This window comes from Microbacterium sp. zg-YB36 (assembly GCF_024623575.2).
Taxonomy (GTDB): domain Bacteria; phylum Actinomycetota; class Actinomycetes; order Actinomycetales; family Microbacteriaceae; genus Microbacterium.
Genome location: NZ_JANJFD020000001.1, coordinates 761,642 through 778,780 on the forward strand (window position 1 = coordinate 761,642; position 17,139 = coordinate 778,780).

The window sequence follows — 17,139 nt, forward strand, 5'->3', positions numbered from 1 at the left end:
CCGTGGTGACAAGCGGTGCCCTGCCCGGGCCATGCATGCTGTGCGGCGGCGACCGAGGATCCCGGGTCGGCGGCGGGTGGGAGTGCGCAGCGTGCGGCTGGCGATACGGCGATGTGCCCGACGCGGACCTTCCCCTCCCCCGCATCCAGGTCGTCTACTACCTGCGGTTCGACCGCAGGGTGAAGATCGGCACGAGCGCACGTCCGCGGCAGCGGCTCGCCGCGATCTGGCACGAGGAGCTGCTCGCGTTCGAGCAGGGTGGCAGGCCTCTCGAGCAGCAGCGGCACCGCGAGTTCGCCGGCATCCGTGAAGGCGGCGAATGGTTCACGCTCACCGACGAGCTCGCCACTCATATCGCGGCCCTGCGGGCGGTCGGCGACCCCTGGCAGCTGTACGCGCGCTGGTTGAGCGAGGCGTTGCGCGCGTGACCCACGCGCGTTGCGCTACTGCAGCGCGGAGGTGAGCCGGGCGATGCCGTCGACGAACGTGGCCGACGCGGGCTCCTTGCGTGTGAGGTTCTTCTCCGAGCGGTAGGTGCGATCGATCAGGTTCTGCGACCCGGTGAATCCGCTGCGGCCGTCCCCCACGACGAGCTTGCGGTGATTGCGCAGGTCGGGTCGCTGGTACTGCCGTGATCCCCCGATCCCTTAAGGCTTCAGGCGAACCTAAGAGAGCCCCGCGTGCGCGGCATCACTCCGATCGGGTCAGGCTGCCTCTAGCCGTGCTCGACGTAATGGCGCACACGCTCGTCCCGCTCCACCAGGTACCGGTCGTCCTCGGGGTAGAACACCGCTCGCTCGATGTCGGAGCCGGCGAACGCGGCGATGGCTTCGAGGGAGTCCCAGCGGGAGACCGTGGTGACCTCGGTGCGTCCGTCGCCTCGGTCTCGGGTGAGGAGCCAGGCATCGAGGTTGCCGGGCGTCGCACGATAGGCATCCATTCCGGTGCCCTTGATGTAGTCGACGTACGCATCCCGGTCCTCGGTGCGCACCGCACCCGTCCACATGCGTACGACTGGTCGGGGTTCAGTCATGAGCCAAGGATGCCGCGCCCGCGGTCTTTCGGCTACCGGCCCCGCTCACGTAGGTCACGACACCCACGAGCAGCATCGCAAGCCCGAAGGGGACGATGAGCAGGACTGCGGCGTTCTGGTCGTTGAACAGCACGCCTGGAACGACGCTGACCACCACGACGATGCCGAGCCATCGGGGCAGCACGCCGGCTCGCACCACGGTCCACAGCAGCGTCGCCAACCCCGCCACGATGCACAGCAGTCCCACACCGACCACCACCGGCATCCAGGGAAGGTCGCCGGAGAAGTACCAGTCCTGAATCGCAACGAAGACCACAATGAGCGCAGGACCGCCGGCCGCGAGCGCGAAGCCGGTAATGAGCGAACGTGTACGCGCGCCGGCACGACGCGCGATCAGCACGATCCCTCCCCATCCGGCCAGGATCAGGCCGGCCGCGGCCATCCCGAGCGCGGTGATCAGCGGGGGCGCCGTCCGCATCGATCGCGTATTGCACTCCGCGAGGACGCATCCCGGCGGCTCGAGGGCAAGCAGACAGGCGGCCAAGACCGCCAGGGTTCCACCGATCGCGGCTGCGGCCCCGGAGACCAGCCAAAGCGAGCGTTCCTGATTCGGGGACGTTGAGGTGGTCATGTCCTTCTCTCCCTTGCGACTCGGCATTGATTTTCAACCGCGACGATCCCGCATTCCCGGCACCCTGCGCATCGCCGTCGGGGCGTATTCCCGCAGTCCGCCCACGGGCGGGCGCACACGAGCCACTGCACCCTGGGATGTACGCGGAACTGACCCCCGCAGGGTGATGTGTCGGCGTGGAACGCGGCGCACACTGGCGACGAGATCTCGTTCTGGGAGTGTCATGGAACCTGTCACGGGATCACGGCGCCTCATCGGGGCCGCGATCACACTGGTCATCGCGTCGCAGATCTCGCCCGCCCACGCGACGGTCCCCCGTGCCGGCACCGGCGACGAGGTCGCCGGTGTGACCTGCGGGCTCACGATGGGGCGCGGCGTTCACACCATCCGCTGTGTGCGCGGGACCGCAGAGTTCACTGCGGTGCTGCACCCCGCTCGACGGGACCTGCCCGGACGATCCCTGTCCGGAACGCGAACGCCACCGCCTGCGCCCGGTCGTTGAGGCCGAGCTTGATGAAGATCCGGTGCACATGCGTTTTGACGGTCGCCTCGCTGAGGAACAGGTCCGCCGCGATCTGCGGGTTGGTCCGTCCAGTGGCGATCGCCGCGAGGACCTCTCGCTCACGGGGGGTCAATTGGTGCAGCGCTGCCGCAGCGGGCAGCGACAGTTCCGGCGACGAGGCGTACTCGTTGAGCAGGGCGCGCGTGATCGCGGGGTCGAGCCAGCCCTCACCGGAGGCCAGCGCGCGAATGGCGGCGGGCAGCACCGCGGGAGCAGAGCTTTTCAGGATGAAGCCGGCGGCACCGGCGCGGATCGCGTCACGCACGGCGTCGTCGTCGCTGAACGTCGTGAGGATCAGCACCTCCGCTCGCGCACCGGTGGCTCGGGAGAACTCCTCGGATGCCAGGGTTCGCGTTGCCGCGACCCCGTCGATCCCGGCCATACGGACATCCATGACCACGACAGCCGGTTTGGCGCGCGCCACGAGGTCGATCGCGGCCTGACCGTCCGATGCCTCGCCCACGACCTCGATGCCGGGCTCGGCGTCGAGCAGCATGCGCAGCCCGGCACGGATCAGGGCCTCGTCGTCGACCAGCACGACCCGCACGGAGTCGACGCTGCCGGTGGACGCTGCACCTGCCATCACCGCCCCAGTGTGACGCCGGATGCCGGTGACACGCCAGTACGCCGGCGGGTGGAGGACAAAGGTGAACCCGCCGCTGGATGCCGCGGGCGGACCGAGAGGGAAGGATGTCCGTCATGAGCGGACAAACGACCCTGTCACGCACGACGACGACACCCCCGCGCGTGATGCCTCCGCGCGATGTGCTCGGCGAGGCGACCGTGGCCGGCGTCGCACTGCTCATGTTCGCGGCAACGATCCTCGACTCCCCGGTGTTGCCGCGCCGCTGGGTCGAGCTTCTGCTGCTGATCGTCAGCACGGTGCCGGTGCTGTGGCGCACGCGGGCACCGGTGCCGGCGCTCGCGCTGGTTCTCGGCATGCAGACCGTGCTGTTCGTGTTCCTTGAGCCGCCGATTGCGGACGCTTCGGAGGCGGCCCTGATCGCGACGTCCGTCGCGTTGGGCACCGTCGCATCCCGCTGTTCTTTCTGGGTCTCGGTCGCTGCACTGGTCTTCACCAGCTCGTGCATCGCGTTCTTCCTGTTGGACGGCTACCCTCCGAGCAGCGCGCCGTGGGCGTTCTTCTCCTCGGGAGCGGTCTGCTGCCTGTCGTGGGGACTCGGCAGCCTCGCGCGCGTGCACAACGCACGGATCGCGCACCTGCAGGCGGAGCAGAAGCGGGTCACCGAGATGGTGCAGGCCCAACGCGGTCAGATCGCATCGGAGCTCAACCGCATCATCGCGAGCGCCGTCACGGGGATGCTCGGCAATGCCGGGATGGCGACCCAGACCATCGAGCAGGACCCACAGCGCGCCGCTCGCGCCCTTGCGGCGATCGAGTCGACGGGGGTCGAAGCACTGAGCGACGTCCGGCGGCTCATGGGAGTGCTCCGGGACAGCCCTGCGTTCTCGTTCCACGCCGAACCGGCCACAGCCGAATCGATCGGGCGCGGGCCGATCCGTCACCGGCTCCTGCACCTGGACCGCTCCGACGTCATCATCGGAGCGGGGGCCGCCCTGCTCAGCGCCGCCGTCGCCGCGCTCTCGCTGTGGGGCGACGCCCGGTGGAGCGCGAGCGCGTTCCTCGCCGTCACCCTTTGCGTGCTCATGTGGCGCAACAGGTTCCCGGTCACGGTGTTCGCGCTCGTCCTCGTCAGCCTGGCGAGCGCCGTCCTGCTGTTCAACGCGGGCGACTTCGTGTGGGAGACATCGATCTCGCTCCTGCCCGTCCTGCTCTCATTGTTCGCCGTGTCCAGCGGTGCGCCGGTGTGGGCCTCGGTCCCCGCCCTGCTCATCGCGTGGATCTACCTCGCTGTGCCCGCGCTGGCATACCCGAGGGTGTTGACCCAGAACCTCGTCGTCATCGGCGTGATCTCTGTCACGGTGTGGGTCGGCGGCCTGCTCGCAGGTCGACGACGGCGGCGCATCGCGCGACTGGAGTCGGTGAGACAGGCCGCGGAGGCCGCCGCGGATCGGGACCGCGCGCGGCTCGCTCGCGATCTGCACGACGTGATCGGACACTCGATCACCGGGATGATTCTCCAGGCCGCCGGTGCCCGCCGCATCCTCGCCCAGGATCCGCAGCGTGCCGCCGCGGCGCTGCCCGAAATCGAGTCCGCCGGAGCTGCCGCAATGCGGGAGTTGGAACAGTTCGTGGGACTGCTCCAGGGCGCTTCGGCGCGGCATACGTCCGATCCGCCGCACCCGTCTGCCGGACTGGCCGATATCGACGCGTTGATCGCGCAGAACGGGTCGTCGCTCGGGCGGATCGAGCGCACGAGCGTCGGCGATCCGCAGCGACTGGAGCCGAGCGTGGACCTCGCCGCGTACTACGTCATCCGAGAGGCGCTGACGAACGCAGCGAAGCATGCCGGTCCCGACGCTCGGGTGGAGATCGCGGTTCGCTGGGGCGACGATCGTGTCCGACTCCAGGTCACGAGCACCCCATCAGCGAAGGTCGCAGCGCCGCTTTCCTTCGCGCTCGGGGGTGGCTATGGCCTGATCGGCGCTCGGGAACGGGCACGGGTCGCGGGTGGGGATCTGACATGGACGGCGCAGGACGGTGCATTCACCGTCGCGGCCGCCCTGCCCACGTCCCCCGTCCGGTGAGCGCGGCGCGGGTGGTCGAGTGAGCGTAGTGGGCCGCAGCGGATCGGCGACAACCGCAATGCCTGCAGAGGCCTGAGACAATGGACTCGGCCGCGATTCGTGCGGCCGACGAAAGGCTCCCAGTGAACGTCACCCACCTTGAACGGTTTGTCGCGGTGGCCGAAGAGCTGCACTTCCCGCGTGCCGCGAACGCCCTCGGCATCCCGCTCGCATCCTTGTACACCTCGATCGAGAAACTCGAAGCCGAAGTGGGACACCCGCTTTTCACCCGGGACAACGACGGAACCCGGCTGACCAAGGTCGGCGCCCTGTTCCTCGACGAAGCGAAGGAGCAGATCGCTACGGCGCCCGCGCCTGCGCCGAAGCCGGTCGTGCCCGCAGGCGGCAAGGCCAAGGCGTCCAAGGGCAAGGGCCGCACCCCGGTGGTGAAGGGGCAGCCGAAGCCCTACAAGAAGCGTCAGGGTCGCTAGCGCCCGCTACAGCTCCGTGACCTGGCCCGCTTCGACCCGCCAATGGCGGTCGGTGTGCACGGTGGCGAGCATCCGCCGGTCGTGGGTCACCAGCAGCAGCGTCCCCTCGTAGGTCTCCAGGGCTTCTTCGAGCTGCTCGATCGCCGTCAGGTCGAGATGGTTGGTGGGCTCGTCGAGCACGAGCAGGTTCACACCGCGGGCCTGAAGGAGCGCGAGACCTGCCCGCGTGCGTTCCCCCGGCGAGAGCTCATCAACGGGCCGGTTCACGTGATCGGCCTTGAGCCCGAACTTGGCCAGCAGCGTGCGCACCTCACCGGATGCCAGTTCGGGCACGAGGGCTTCGAAGGCATCCGCCAGCGGCTCGGTCCCGGTGAACAGCGAGCGTGCCTGGTCGACTTCGCCGATCTGCACGCTCGCGCCGAGGCTCGCGACGCCCTCGTCCGGCGCCTGCTGACCCAGCAGCGCGCGCAGCAACGTGGATTTGCCCGCTCCGTTGGGGCCGGTGATTCCGATGCGCTCCCCCGCGTTCACCTGCAGCGAGACCGGACCGAGCGTGAACGAGCCCTGCCGGAACACGGCACCACTGAGCGTCGAGACCACGGAGCTCGAGCGCGGCGCCGACCCGATCGTGAACTGCAGCTGCCACTCCTTGCGGGGCTCCTCCACCTCGTCGAGCCGCGCGATGCGGCTTTCCATCTGCCGCACCTTCTGCGCCTGCTTCTCGCTGGACTCCGTCGCCGCCTTGCGCCGGATCTTGTCGTTGTCGGGCGCCTTCTTCATCGCGTTGCGCACGCCCTGACTCGACCACTCCCGCTGGGTGCGCGCGCGCGAGACGAGGTCGGCCTTCTTGTCGGCGAACTCGTCGTACTTCTCCCGCTGGTGCCGGCGCAGCGTCGCGCGCTCCTCCAGGTAGGCGTCGTAGCCGCCGCCGAACACCTGGTTGGATCCCTGGGCCAGGTCGAGTTCCAGCACCCGGGTCACGCAGCGTGCCAGGAACTCGCGGTCGTGGCTGACCAGCACCACCCCGCCGCGCAATCCCCGCACGAACGCTTCGAGACGCTCGAGACCGTCCAGGTCGAGGTCGTTGGTCGGTTCGTCCAGCAGCACGATGTCAAAGCGCGAGAGCAGCAGCGCGGCGAGTCCCACGCGGGCCGCCTGACCGCCCGAAAGCGACGTCATCAGGGTCTCCTCCGGCGCGTCGCCGAGGTCCAGGCCCAGGTCGGCCAGCACGATCGGGAGGCGTTCGTCCAGATCGGCCGCACCGCTGGCGAGCCAGCGGTCCAGTGCGGTGGAGTACGCGTCGGCGGGGTCGATACCGGTGCCCTCGGCGAGCGCCGGGTCGCCGAGCGCAGCCGCTGCGGCATCCATGTCTCTGGTGGCCTCGGCGCACCCGGTGCGACGCGCGATGTACTCGGCGACGGTCTCGCCGACGATGCGCTCGTGCTCCTGCGGCAGCCAGCCGACGAAGGCATCCGCCGGTGCCAGCGTGATCGTTCCGGCCTGCGGCTCGTCGATGCCGGCGAGCAATCGGAGCAGCGTGGACTTGCCGGCGCCGTTGGCACCGACGACACCGACCACGTCGCCCGGGGCGACGGTGAGGTCAAGCGAGTCGAAAAGCGTGCGGTGGCCGTACCCGCCGGCCAGGTTGCGGGCGACGAGTGTGGCGGTCATCCTTCAATCCTGTCATCGCGACGAGGAGTCCAGTGCCGCCAGCAGCTGGTCGTTGGGCTGGCGTGACCGGCGCGGATGCCGCGTCGGTTCACCTCAGCCACAGCGGCGCGCTACCGTCAAGAAATGCCCGAATCGCTACATGGTGCTGCCGGCGCCGCAGACGCGCCCACGGTGCATGCCTCACCGGCCGCACCGATCGACGCGTCCCGCCGCGTTGAACTGACCCTCCGCAAGCCGTGGTTCGCGCTGTACGCACGTATCCGGCCGACGCTGGTCATCGCCGGGCGCGGTCAGCCGACGCAGTGGGGCGTCGGCACCTGGCAGGTTCCCGCCGACGAGACCGTCGTGCTCGGCGTGTTCCTGTTCAACCGGATTTGGCGCTTCGGGCAGGCCGAGTTCGCGATCGAGCCGGGTGATGCGCCGTCGCTGGAGTACCGGGCCCCCGCGCTGCAGTTCGGGCGCGGGCGTATTCGGCTGGGTGCCACACCGGAGATGCCGCACCGCTGACGCGCACCCCGGTGCACCGGCGGCCGGGCGCTCCTATGATGTGGGCGTGGAGACACCCAGGGCGGATGTCGTGCAAGACATCCGCTTCGCCCGTTCGGCCGACGGGGTCGGGATCGCGTACGCCGTACACGGATCCGGGCCACCGCTGCTGATCGACGCCTGCTGGCTGAGCCACCTGCAGTTCGACTGGGAGAGCCCGGTCTGGAGGCACTACCTCGTCGAGCTCGGCAAGATCGCCACCGTCATCCGCTACGACGAGCGCGGGCACGGCCTCTCCGACCGCGGCGTCACTGACCACAGCCTCCGGGCGCGGGTCGGCGATCTCGAAGCGGTGGTGGCGGATGCCGGTCTCGACCGCTTCGCCCTCATGGCGATGGCGCAGGGCGGCCCCGTCGCGATCGAGTACGCCGCCCGGCATCCGGAGCACCTCACGCGCCTGATGTTCTACGGCAGTTACTCCGGCGCCGAGGCCGCCGCGACCCCCGAGGAGCTGCAGCTGCTCGCGGCATTCGAGGCCCTCATCAAGGTGGGGTGGGCCCGCCCCACGTCGGAATTCCGCCGCGTCTTCAGCAGCATGATGATCCCCGGTGGGACCGAAGAGCAGATGCGGTGGATCGACGATCTACAGCTGCGCGCCTGCGACACAGAGACCGCCGTCATCTCCCGCGCGCAGCGGCAGGTGTCCGACTCGACGTGGCGCCTGCCCGAACTGGATCTTCCGACCCTCGTCATCCACAGCCGCGGCGACCAGATGAACGAGTTCCATCACGCCCGGCACCTGGCGGCGAACATCCGCGGCGCGCACCTGGTCGCCCTCGACAGCAACAACCATGTGGTCCTCGCCGATGAGCCGGCGTGGCCGGTGTTCCTCCACGAGGTCGCGAGCTTCATGGCACCCGACAGGCACCTCTCCCCCGACACCGTCGCGGACGACGTCGCCGGGCAGATCTCGCCCCGCGAACTCGACATCCTGCGACTCGCGGCCGGCGGCTATGACAATGACGCCATCGCCGCCGAGCTGTTCCTCTCGGTGCGCACCGTCGAGCGGCACCTGCAGAATGCCTACGCCAAGCTCGGCTTGAGCGGCCGCACCGCCCGCACCGCCGCCGTCGCGCGGCTGCTTTCCCGCACGTGACCATGTACGCGTCAGCCGCCAGCAGCCTTCCGACCGAGCGCGCTCGTTACGCGCCGGCGCCGATGTGACGCGGGCGCGTGATTCCTACCGTGGGGGTACCAACCACAACCGGAGGAACCAGATGTCATCCTTTACCAGCACCACCCGCACCGTGACCGGCACGGACGCAGACCGCGCGCTCAAGGCGAAGCAGGCCGCGATGTGGGCCAGCGGGAACTACCCCGCCGTCGTCGACGACGTGGTCCACTCCCTCGGCGGCATCCTCGTCGACGCGGTCGATGTCCGACCCGGGCAGCGCGTCCTCGACGTCGCTGCCGGCACCGGAACCTCAGCGATCCCGTCGGCGCGACGCGGTGCCGACGTCGTCGCCACTGATCTCACCCCGGAACTGCTTGCCGTCGGGCGCACCGCCGCCGACGCGGAGGGGATCGCACTGACCTGGCAGACAGCGGATGCCGAGGACCTGCCGTTCCCTGACGCGGACTTCGACGTGGTCATCTCGAGCATCGGCGTGATGTTCGCCCCGCACCACCAGTTGGCGGCGGACGAGCTCCTTCGGGTGTGCCGTCCCGGCGGCACCATCGGCGTGCTCAGTTGGACCCCGAACGGGTTCATCGGGCAGCTGTTCGCGACGATGAAGCCGTACGCGCCACCGCCCCCGGCCGGTGCGTCACCCGCACCCCTTTGGGGCAGTGTCGAGCACGTCCGGGAACTGTTCGGCGACCGCGTCGAGGCCTTCGTCGCCCACCAGCAGACGCTGGCGGTCGACCGGTTCGCGGCCGGCGCGGAGTTCCGCGACTTCTTCAAGACCAACTACGGCCCGGCGATCGCGGTCTACCGCTTCATCGCCGACGACCCGGAGAAGGTGGCTGCCCTCGACGCCGACCTGGCGGCGTTGGGCGACCGGTTCCTCGCCGACGGCGTCATGCCGTGGGAGTACCTCCTCGTCACTGGAACACGCGGTTAGCAGCATGCCGCCATGATTCTCGTATTCGCAATCGTGATCCTCTGCGTGGCCGGCGTGATCGGTACGGCCCTGGCAGCCGCCCACGACTCGTTCCCGCCGATGCGGACGCTCTGGTCCTACGACACCCGTCGCCCCAGGCCGTGACGCCCGCCGGCTGAGCTGCCCGTGCCATCCGGAGCACTCAGCCGTTCGGCGTGGTCCCGAAGACGTGGAGGCCGAGTTCTGCGCTCATCCATTCGCTGGCCACAGCGCCGCGCACACTGGTGCCCCGGTCGTCGAGGGGCGGGCTGATCACGGCGGCCCCGAGCATGCCGGGCGCCGACAGCACGATCGCTCCCGACACGCTCGACTTCGCCGGCACGCCCACCCGGCGCATCCACCTGCCGGAACCGTCGTACACGCCGCAGGTCGCCATGACCGACACGACATCTCGTGCCACATCCGCCGGCACGACCCGTTCGCCGGTGAGGGGGTTCACGCCCCCGCACGCGAGGGTGGCACCCATCACCGCGAGCGCCTCGGCATCGACGAGCACCGCGCAGGCGCGGGCGTAGACCGCTACCGCGTCGTCCGCACTGACCTGCATCGTTCCCTCGGCGCGCATGAGGTGCGCCAGCGCGTGGTTACGGTCGCCCAGCAGATGCTCGTTGTGAGCAACACCCTCGTCGGCCTCGAGCGGTCGTCCGGCGAAGGCGGAGAGGCCGTGGATGATGCGCTCGTTCCGCTCGTCGACGCTCTCCCCGTCCACCAGCGACGCGGTCAGCAGCGCACCGGCGTTGACCATGGGGTTCGGGGGCCGACCGGTGTCGCTTTCGAGCTTGATGGCGTCGAATGCCTCGCCCGTCGGTTCGATCCCGATGCGCTCCAGCGCTTCGCCGTCGGTGTCGAGCAGGGCGAGGGCGAAGAGGAACGGCTTCACCGCTGACTGCACGCTGAACGGCACGTCGGCCTGCGCACTCGTGCGCACCGTCCCATCGGGCAGGACGAGGGCCACGGCGCACAGGTCGGGGTCCGCTGCGGCGAGCTCCGGGATGCTGTCGTTCACGGTGCCGCCCTCGTGGGCAAGCATTCGCGCGCGCAACTCGTCGAGGTCGTAGGTGTGGGGATCGCGGGAACCGCTCATCCCCCCAGCCTGTCATGCCGAACGCGCCCGGGCCGGGGCGCGTCGACGACAGCATAAGTCATGTGGCGTGGGGTGCGACAGGGTTTGCGTCACGAGCGGTGGTGCACTGGAGTGGTGCGATGGGCAAAGAGATCGCGGCGGTGGCGCCGACAGCACCGATCGGACTGAAGCGGGCGGTGGGCACGCCGTTGCTCTTCGCCTTCATCGTGGGAGATACCCTCGGGGCGGGCATCTACACGCTCGTCGGCACGATGGCCAACGACGTCGGCGGCGTCATCTGGCTGCCGTTGCTGATCGCGCTCGTCGTGGCGCTGCTGACGGCGGGCACCTACGCGGAACTGATCACCAAATATCCGCACGCCGGTGGTGCCGCGCGCTACGTCGACCGTGCCTTCGGCATCCCGTACGTGTCGTTCCTCGTCGGGTTCCTGATGATGGCATCCGGCATCACCACCGCCGCCGCCCTGGCCAATGCGTTCGCCGGTGACTACCTGACCGCCCTCATCGACGTGCCACCGATCCCGGCGGCGATCGTGTTCATCGCCCTGCTCACCCTGATCAACCTGCGCGGTGTGCGCGAGTCGCTCGGCGCGAACCTCGTCGCCTCGGTCATCGAAGTGACCGGTCTGGTGATCGTCATCGTCGTGTGCGCGATCGTCTTCGGCAGCGGCGGCGGGGAGCCGGCCCGCATCTTCGAGTTCGCACCCGACGTTCCCCCGATCGAAGGGGCGTTCGCGGCATCCATCATCGCGTTCTTCTCCTTCCTCGGCTTCGAGGCCGCCGCGAACATGGCCGAGGAAGTGCGCAACCCCTCCAAGGCCTACCCGCGGGCGTTGTTCGGCGCGATCTTCACGGCGGCCGTGGTGTACCTGCTCATCGCGGTCGGCGCCGTCATCGTGCTGCCTCCGGAGGAACTCGCGGAGTCGACCGGACCACTGCTCGCGGTGGTCGCCGCCAGCGGCGTCGGCATCCCGTCGTGGCTGTTCAGCCTCATCGCGCTGGTCGCCATCGCAAACGGTGCGCTGCTTTTCATGGTCATGGCCAGCCGCGTCGGCTACGGGCTGGCCGAGGCGGGGCTGCTGCCCGACACCTTCGGCCGCGTGCTGCCCAAGCGCCGGACGCCCTGGGTGTCGATTCTGGTGATCGCCGGCATCACGATGGTGCTCACGGTGGTCGGAGACATTTCCACGCTCGCCGAGACGACGGTGCTGTTGCTGCTGCTGGTGTTCCTCTCCGCCAACGTCAGCGTGCTGGTGCTGAAGAAGGACAAGGTCGATCACGCCCACTTCAGGGTGCCGCGGGTTGTGCCGGTGATCGGCATCCTCGCCTGCATCGTGCTGCTTGCCCAGCAGTCCTGGACCGTCTGGATCGCCGCGGCCGCGTACGTCGCGGTCGGGTCGGTGCTGTTCCTGATCGCCCGGTACACCCGCAAGCGCAGCGACCGCAAGCGCGCCGGGGCCTAGTTCGGGGGTTTGGGGCGCGTATCGTTCCCCGAACCCGTGAAATCGGGGGTTTGGGGCGCGTATCGTTCCCCGAACCCGTGACATCGGGGGTATGGGGCGCGAATCCGGCATCGGACTCGCGCCCCGTCACGGGCGTTTAGTCTTGCGGATGCCAGATCTCCCAGACCCGCTCCGCGATCGGCCGATACGTCTCGCGGGGGCCGGCGGTGTCGGTGCCGAACCAGTGGCAGCACTCCTCGTGCACGATCGTCAGCACGTCTTCCACCGATCGCGCTTCACCTCGTCGCGCCGTGATGGTCCGCGCCTCGGAGCGGTACTCGTCGGTGTTGAATCCGAGGTTGATCCCGACGGGGTCCTCCTCGAAGAGAAGGCGCTCGAGCCGGGCGAGGTCGCTGGGGTCGGTTTCGGGCATGGTGATGCTCCTCGGGCGCGGGAGGGCAGCTCGCGCTGCAGGTAATCGACGATCGGAGGGACGGATGCCACGTCGGCCTCGCTCACCGACTGGCTTGGACCAGCGCGTTGTAGCGGTGTTCGTCGGGAGTCATCCGTCGACGCTATCTGTCGGGACGGAGTCGGCCGGCGGATTGTGCATGAGCTCGATCCGGATCCCGTTGTCGTCCTCGAGGAACGAGGCGTAGTACCGGTCGGTGAACCGCGGGTACTCCTTCGGCTCGCGAACGACGGCCCACCCGGCATCCGTCGCGATGCGATGCAGGCGATCGACGTCTTCGCGGGACTCGACGGCGAACGCCAGGTGCTGCCAACCGACCCGTCCATGACGATGCGGACCGGTGCCGGGCTCGCGCGCCGGCATGAGGATGAACTCCGGCTCCCCTTCGGTCCACCACGAGACCGATCCGTCGCCGTCCTGCCGGGTGAAACCGAGCGCCGACATCACCGGATCGAACTGCGTGACAGCACGGGGAACGTCGTCGACGGTGACGCCCAGGTGATCGAAAACAGGCATCCGATCACGCTAGCGGATGCCGTCGATGCACCGATCGGTCCGATCTGCGCGTCTCAGCGCTGGTGACGGATGCCGAAGAGGAAGTATGCCGCGGGGCCGATCCAGTTGACCAGGATCGCCGGGATCCATGCGGGCTTCGGGCCGCGCACGTCGTCCTTGTCACGCCAGGCGAGATCCCAGAACGCGAGGAAGGCAAACGCCACCTGCACCACGCTCAGCAGTCCCAGCGCGATCTTGGCACCGACAGCGAGCTCAACCTTGGACTTGGCCATTCCGATCATCTTCGATGCTTCTGGTCTCATGGGTCCCACGCTAGTCCGCGAGTCGTGCTCGCGCGCCCTCTCCTCGCTCACAGCCACACCGCCCGGCCCTGGGATGCGTCATCGACCCGTTGTACGAGCGCGTCGGTGCGGTCCTCCGGCACCTGCAGGTTCATCTCCACGTTCACGCCGTGGTGCACGTCATCGAGCACCGCGCCATGCGCGTCGAGCTCGCGGCGGACGGCCCCCTCGAACGCGTACGGCACCGTGAATCGCATCGCCTGCATCCGGATCAGCGGCACGCGCTCGGCACCCAGGAGCGCCTGAGCCACGGCATCCGTGTAGGCGCGGACGAGTCCCCCCGCGCCGAGCTTCACCCCGCCGAAGTAGCGCACGACCGTCGCCAAGACGCCTTCGAGCTCTTGGTGACGGAGCACCTCGAGCATGGGGCGCCCTGCGGTGCCGCTCGGCTCGCCGTCGTCGTTGGCGGCGGAGTGTCCGCCGGCCATCAGCGCCCAGCAGACGTGCCGCGCGTCAGGATGCTCGGCGTGCAGCTCATCGACGCGGGCGACGGCCTGCTCCCGGCCGGAGACGGGCTCGACGCACCCGAGGAACCGGCTCTTCTTGATGACCAGCTCGCTGTGGACGGGCGCGGCAAGGGTGAATGGCATGGCTCAGGGATGCTCGGGGCGATTGCGCTGCTGCTGGTGCGCTCGGTCGCAGGTCGCCTGGTCTGTCATCTGCTGCGCCCACCGTGCCAGGTGCGCATGAACGAGGTCGGGTTGGTCGATCTCTATGTTGTGGCCCGCCGCATCGAGCACGGCATACGTCGCGCGGGGAAGCCGCTGCGCGAGCGCCCATTGGTCTTGGTAGCCGACCACGGCGTCCTGCCGACCGGCCACGATCAGCACCGGGCGGTCGAAGCCGGACAGGCGGTCGTCGGGCAGCGCCGGCAGCGCGTAGTTCTTCGCCAACCGCGCCATGGCGCGCACATCCGCCGCCCGAAGCCCCGGCATCACGAACTGTCGAAAACGTTCCCAGTTGTCCCGTGACTGCACGACGGTCAGCTCCGTGTATGCCTCGGCATCGGCATCACTCAAACCGGCGACGAGCGTGGCATCCTCGACCAGCACGACATGCTGCGGCGTCAGCCGGTGCTCACGCACCGAGTCCACGACCGGAGCCAGCAGCGCCATGCCGAGGCACTGCTGCGGCCTGCGTGCGACGAGGTCCCGGGCGAGCAGCCCGCCGAGCGAAGTGCCCACCACCGCGAACGGTGTCGAGCCGAGCATGTCTGCGACCGCCGCGTCGAGCCAGTCCGCGACCTCCGGCAGACCGCCCGGGGCATCCAGCGCAGGGGTGGCACCGAATCCAGGCAGATCGACGTAGAGGCGTTCCCACGGCCCGGACGCGTCGAAGGCGGCATCCAGCGCGAGCATCATCCGGTGGTCCACGCCGTTGCCATGGACGAACAGCACCGGCGTGCCGGCGCCGCGACGGACGACATGCGGGATCGGGCTCACGGTGTTTCCCGCTGCTGACATGAATACATCATGGCCGCCCGCGAGGCTCGACCACGCTCGCAGTGAATCGCGGTTCAGCGAATACGGTGTCCCGACCCCGGCGCGGAGGTGGACGCCCAGCCCTGCTCGTGGAGCCGTGCGAATCCGTCGATCAACAGGTCGAGCGCGAACGCGAACTCGGCGTCGTCGTCGCACGCTGCGCCCGCGTGCGGCGCCGTCGAGGCCATACGCACGATCGCCGGGTACGCCCCGGCGAATGCCGCCATCGCCTGGGCACGCGCGATCGGATCTTCCGGAACCGCCGGTGTAGGAAGCACGTCCCGAGTGATGCCCCACATCCTCGTACTCAGAGCGTGCATGGCGTGGTGCACGAGGTCCGCGGATAACCCGCCCTCGAACATGATCGCCATCAGCGAATCCATGTATGCCAGCACCGTAGGACTCGCCGTTGCCCGCGTCTCGATCGCGGTCTGCGCCCACGGGTGCGCGTTCATGACGGCACGGGCGGAGCGTATGCGGGCGCGCAACGCCTCCTGCCACGGCAGGCCTGTCGCTGGAGCATCGATGCTTGCGACGAGCCGGTCAAGCATCCCGTCGATCAGCTGATCACGGTTCGCGACATGCTTGTAGAGCGCCATCGGGGTCACCCCGAGCACGTCCGCGACGCGGCGCATGCTGGCACCCTCGAGCCCGAATTGGTCGGCAAAGGTGATCGCGGCATCCAGCACCCGCTCGCGATCGAGTGGGCGGCGCGGAACGGCGGTTGACACGTGTACAGCGTATACCTAAAGTGATACCGCGTCGGTGTACGGCGTATACCCTTATCGATGGGAACGCCATGACTCGACGCCCGCACTCCTACGCCCGCACGGCCGGCATCCTTTACCTCGTCACACACGTGACCTCTGTCACAGCGGTTGCCGCCTACGCCGGCGGCACGATCGCACTCGGCGTCGTACTCGAGCTGACGCTCGCCGCCGGATGTCTCGGCACGGGCATCCTGCTGGCGCTGCTGCTGCGGTCGATGGGTCCGGCGCGTGCTGCGACGTTCGCAGGGCTGCGCGCGCTCGAAGCAGCGGTGATCGCGGCGGGCACCCTCCCGATGCTCGCGCTGACGTCGGGAGTGACTGCCCCCGCGACCGAAGTGCTTCTCGCGCTGCACACCGCCGCCTTCCTCGTCGGGCAGGGACTTGTGATCAGCGTGAACACGATCGTGTTGGGCTGGCTGCTTCTGGACGCGCGCGCCGTTCCGCGCGCGCTGGCGGCGCTCGGCGTGGTCGGCGGCGCGCTGGTGCTGGCCAGCAACACGGCGCAGCTCTTCGGGCTGATCCCGCAGGGCGGAACGATCGCGGGGCTGTGCGCCGTGCCCATCTTCGCCTTCGAGATCTGGTTCGCGATCACCCTCATCACTGTGGGACTGAGGCCGCAAAGCGCGTCACCGGCGCCGGCGCTGCCGCAGCGAATCACCGCGGGGTGATGTCGATGCCGGGCGGCGCGGCCAAGAACACCTCGTGTCCCCTTCGGCGGGTTGCACGCCGAGATACCGTGGCTGCATGGCTGAGATCGAAGGACTCGACGCACTTCTTCAGGCCCTGAATTCGGGACAGACGATCCCCGGAGGTTCGCCGCACCACGCCGCGATGCACGCCGCGAGCCAGGAGGCACTACGCATCACCGCCGAGCTCAACGGGCGCTATCACTCCCCCGAGGAAGTACGTGCCCTGATGAGCGAGTTGACCGGGATGAAGGTCCCGGCATCCTTCACCCTCTTCCCGCCGTTCAGCGCGGACTTCGGCAAGAACATCCGCTTCGGCGAGAATGTGTTCGTCAACAGCGGCTGCCGGTTCCAGGACCAGGGTGGGATCGACATCGGCGATGGATCCCTCATCGGCCACAACGCCGTCATCACGACGTTGAACCACGACCTCTCGCCCAAGCGGCGGGCCGACATGCACCCGGCTCCCGTGATCGTCGGGCGCGGCGCGTGGTTCGGGGCCAACGTGACGGTGCTGCCTGGCGTGACGATCGGCGACGAGGCGGTCGTGGGTGCGGGGGCCGTGGTCACCAAGGACGTGCCGCCGCGCGCGGTGGTCGTCGGGGTGCCGGCGAAGCAGGTGAGCACGGTGCCAGAGGGGTGACTCTGTGCGAGTCGCTCCT

The 17,139-nt window shown here is 69.0% G+C and carries 22 protein-coding genes; 10 read left to right on the forward strand and 12 right to left on the reverse strand.

Annotation, left to right across the window (positions count from 1 at the left end):
- The first annotated feature begins 2 nt into the window (after positions 1–2).
- On the forward strand, positions 3–428 hold the full coding sequence (locus tag NQ151_RS03790; RefSeq protein ID WP_257527063.1) for a GIY-YIG nuclease family protein: 426 nt from the start codon (positions 3–5) through the stop codon (positions 426–428).
- 15 nt (positions 429–443) lie between these two features.
- Here NQ151_RS03790 and NQ151_RS03795 read toward each other — a convergent pair whose 3' ends face one another.
- From NQ151_RS03795 to NQ151_RS03810, 4 genes are all read right to left on the reverse strand, one after another.
- Positions 444–587 carry a hypothetical protein gene (locus tag NQ151_RS03795; protein ID WP_257527064.1) on the reverse strand — a complete coding sequence of 48 codons (144 nt, stop codon included), beginning with the start codon at positions 585–587 and terminating at the stop codon, positions 444–446.
- Positions 588–715: 128 nt separating this feature from the next.
- On the reverse strand, positions 716–1,033 hold the full coding sequence (locus tag NQ151_RS03800; protein ID WP_257527065.1) for a hypothetical protein: 318 nt from the start codon (positions 1,031–1,033) through the stop codon (positions 716–718).
- Complete coding sequence (locus tag NQ151_RS03805; protein ID WP_257527066.1) at positions 1,026–1,511, reverse strand: hypothetical protein; 486 nt, start codon at positions 1,509–1,511, stop codon at positions 1,026–1,028. The genes NQ151_RS03800 and NQ151_RS03805 overlap by 8 nt, the downstream gene beginning before the upstream one ends.
- A gap of 566 nt (positions 1,512–2,077) precedes the next feature.
- Positions 2,078–2,809 carry a response regulator gene (locus tag NQ151_RS03810; protein ID WP_257508522.1) on the reverse strand — a complete coding sequence of 244 codons (732 nt, stop codon included), beginning with the start codon at positions 2,807–2,809 and terminating at the stop codon, positions 2,078–2,080.
- Positions 2,810–2,925: 116 nt separating this feature from the next.
- Here NQ151_RS03810 and NQ151_RS03815 point away from each other — a divergent pair, with 116 nt between their 5' ends.
- Positions 2,926–4,896, forward strand: a complete 1,971-nt coding sequence (locus NQ151_RS03815) for a sensor histidine kinase (protein WP_257508521.1) — start codon at positions 2,926–2,928, stop codon at positions 4,894–4,896.
- A 122-nt stretch (positions 4,897–5,018) separates the two neighbouring features.
- Positions 5,019–5,366, forward strand: a complete 348-nt coding sequence (locus NQ151_RS03820) for a LysR family transcriptional regulator (protein ID WP_257508520.1) — start codon at positions 5,019–5,021, stop codon at positions 5,364–5,366.
- Positions 5,367–5,372: 6 nt separating this feature from the next.
- On the opposite strand, the gene NQ151_RS03825 is transcribed toward NQ151_RS03820, so the two are convergent.
- Positions 5,373–7,037 (reverse strand): ABC-F family ATP-binding cassette domain-containing protein, encoded by a 1,665-nt coding sequence (locus NQ151_RS03825; RefSeq protein ID WP_257508519.1) that lies wholly within the window; start codon positions 7,035–7,037, stop codon positions 5,373–5,375.
- Between the two features lie 123 nt (positions 7,038–7,160).
- Here NQ151_RS03825 and NQ151_RS03830 point away from each other — a divergent pair, with 123 nt between their 5' ends.
- From NQ151_RS03830 to NQ151_RS03845, 4 genes are all read left to right on the forward strand, one after another.
- Positions 7,161–7,544, forward strand: a complete 384-nt coding sequence (locus NQ151_RS03830; protein WP_257527067.1) for a hypothetical protein — start codon at positions 7,161–7,163, stop codon at positions 7,542–7,544.
- A gap of 46 nt (positions 7,545–7,590) precedes the next feature.
- A complete protein-coding gene (locus tag NQ151_RS03835; RefSeq protein WP_286130179.1) occupies positions 7,591–8,679 on the forward strand; it encodes an alpha/beta fold hydrolase in 1,089 nt (362 codons plus the stop codon).
- Between the two features lie 121 nt (positions 8,680–8,800).
- A complete protein-coding gene (locus NQ151_RS03840; protein ID WP_285891681.1) occupies positions 8,801–9,646 on the forward strand; it encodes a class I SAM-dependent methyltransferase in 846 nt (281 codons plus the stop codon).
- Between the two features lie 12 nt (positions 9,647–9,658).
- Positions 9,659–9,790 (forward strand): hypothetical protein, encoded by a 132-nt coding sequence (locus NQ151_RS03845; RefSeq protein ID WP_257508515.1) that lies wholly within the window; start codon positions 9,659–9,661, stop codon positions 9,788–9,790.
- Positions 9,791–9,827: 37 nt separating this feature from the next.
- Here NQ151_RS03845 and glsA read toward each other — a convergent pair whose 3' ends face one another.
- The gene (gene glsA / locus NQ151_RS03850) at positions 9,828–10,769 is read right to left on the reverse strand and encodes a glutaminase A (RefSeq protein WP_257527068.1); all 942 of its coding nucleotides are present in this window, start codon (positions 10,767–10,769) and stop codon (positions 9,828–9,830) included.
- A 119-nt stretch (positions 10,770–10,888) separates the two neighbouring features.
- Here glsA and NQ151_RS03855 point away from each other — a divergent pair, with 119 nt between their 5' ends.
- Complete coding sequence (locus tag NQ151_RS03855) at positions 10,889–12,232, forward strand: APC family permease (protein WP_257508513.1); 1,344 nt, start codon at positions 10,889–10,891, stop codon at positions 12,230–12,232.
- A 136-nt stretch (positions 12,233–12,368) separates the two neighbouring features.
- Here NQ151_RS03855 and NQ151_RS03860 read toward each other — a convergent pair whose 3' ends face one another.
- The 6 genes from NQ151_RS03860 to NQ151_RS03885 all read right to left on the reverse strand — a co-directional run bounded on the left by NQ151_RS03860 (position 12,369) and on the right by NQ151_RS03885 (position 15,752).
- Entirely contained in the window at positions 12,369–12,644 is a 276-nt protein-coding gene (locus NQ151_RS03860) for a hypothetical protein (protein ID WP_257527069.1), read from the reverse strand.
- 129 nt (positions 12,645–12,773) lie between these two features.
- Positions 12,774–13,199, reverse strand: a complete 426-nt coding sequence (locus NQ151_RS03865) for a VOC family protein (RefSeq protein WP_257508511.1) — start codon at positions 13,197–13,199, stop codon at positions 12,774–12,776.
- Positions 13,200–13,252: 53 nt separating this feature from the next.
- Entirely contained in the window at positions 13,253–13,501 is a 249-nt protein-coding gene (locus NQ151_RS03870) for a PLDc N-terminal domain-containing protein (RefSeq protein ID WP_257508510.1), read from the reverse strand.
- Positions 13,502–13,548: 47 nt separating this feature from the next.
- Positions 13,549–14,130 (reverse strand): IMPACT family protein, encoded by a 582-nt coding sequence (locus NQ151_RS03875; protein WP_257527070.1) that lies wholly within the window; start codon positions 14,128–14,130, stop codon positions 13,549–13,551.
- A gap of 3 nt (positions 14,131–14,133) precedes the next feature.
- Positions 14,134–15,003, reverse strand: coding sequence for an alpha/beta fold hydrolase (locus tag NQ151_RS03880; RefSeq protein ID WP_257527071.1), 870 nt, complete (start codon positions 15,001–15,003; stop codon positions 14,134–14,136).
- 53 nt (positions 15,004–15,056) lie between these two features.
- Complete coding sequence (locus NQ151_RS03885) at positions 15,057–15,752, reverse strand: TetR/AcrR family transcriptional regulator (protein WP_257527072.1); 696 nt, start codon at positions 15,750–15,752, stop codon at positions 15,057–15,059.
- 68 nt (positions 15,753–15,820) lie between these two features.
- On the opposite strand from NQ151_RS03885, the gene NQ151_RS03890 reads away from it, so the two are divergent.
- Positions 15,821–16,459, forward strand: coding sequence for a DUF4386 domain-containing protein (locus NQ151_RS03890; protein ID WP_257527073.1), 639 nt, complete (start codon positions 15,821–15,823; stop codon positions 16,457–16,459).
- Positions 16,460–16,535: 76 nt separating this feature from the next.
- Positions 16,536–17,120, forward strand: coding sequence for a DapH/DapD/GlmU-related protein (locus NQ151_RS03895; protein ID WP_257527074.1), 585 nt, complete (start codon positions 16,536–16,538; stop codon positions 17,118–17,120).
- The last annotated feature ends 19 nt before the right edge of the window (positions 17,121–17,139 follow it).

Coding starts and splice junctions, on each gene's coding strand:
- NQ151_RS03800 (WP_257527065.1), bottom strand. CDS start 1,033: ATGACTGAACCCCGACCAGTCGTACGCATGTGGACGGGTGCGGTGCGC.
- NQ151_RS03855 (WP_257508513.1), top strand. CDS start 10,889: ATGGGCAAAGAGATCGCGGCGGTGGCGCCGACAGCACCGATCGGACTG.
- NQ151_RS03805 (WP_257527066.1), bottom strand. CDS start 1,511: ATGCGGACGGCGCCCCCGCTGATCACCGCGCTCGGGATGGCCGCGGCC.
- NQ151_RS03825 (WP_257508519.1), bottom strand. CDS start 7,037: ATGACCGCCACACTCGTCGCCCGCAACCTGGCCGGCGGGTACGGCCAC.
- NQ151_RS03870 (WP_257508510.1), bottom strand. CDS start 13,501: ATGAGACCAGAAGCATCGAAGATGATCGGAATGGCCAAGTCCAAGGTT.
- glsA (WP_257527068.1), bottom strand. CDS start 10,769: ATGAGCGGTTCCCGCGATCCCCACACCTACGACCTCGACGAGTTGCGC.
- NQ151_RS03845 (WP_257508515.1), top strand. CDS start 9,659: ATGATTCTCGTATTCGCAATCGTGATCCTCTGCGTGGCCGGCGTGATC.
- NQ151_RS03875 (WP_257527070.1), bottom strand. CDS start 14,130: ATGCCATTCACCCTTGCCGCGCCCGTCCACAGCGAGCTGGTCATCAAG.
- NQ151_RS03830 (WP_257527067.1), top strand. CDS start 7,161: ATGCCCGAATCGCTACATGGTGCTGCCGGCGCCGCAGACGCGCCCACG.
- NQ151_RS03865 (WP_257508511.1), bottom strand. CDS start 13,199: ATGCCTGTTTTCGATCACCTGGGCGTCACCGTCGACGACGTTCCCCGT.
- NQ151_RS03815 (WP_257508521.1), top strand. CDS start 2,926: ATGAGCGGACAAACGACCCTGTCACGCACGACGACGACACCCCCGCGC.
- NQ151_RS03860 (WP_257527069.1), bottom strand. CDS start 12,644: ATGCCCGAAACCGACCCCAGCGACCTCGCCCGGCTCGAGCGCCTTCTC.
- NQ151_RS03880 (WP_257527071.1), bottom strand. CDS start 15,003: ATGTCAGCAGCGGGAAACACCGTGAGCCCGATCCCGCATGTCGTCCGT.
- NQ151_RS03810 (WP_257508522.1), bottom strand. CDS start 2,809: ATGGCAGGTGCAGCGTCCACCGGCAGCGTCGACTCCGTGCGGGTCGTG.
- NQ151_RS03890 (WP_257527073.1), top strand. CDS start 15,821: ATGACTCGACGCCCGCACTCCTACGCCCGCACGGCCGGCATCCTTTAC.
- NQ151_RS03895 (WP_257527074.1), top strand. CDS start 16,536: ATGGCTGAGATCGAAGGACTCGACGCACTTCTTCAGGCCCTGAATTCG.
- NQ151_RS03840 (WP_285891681.1), top strand. CDS start 8,801: ATGTCATCCTTTACCAGCACCACCCGCACCGTGACCGGCACGGACGCA.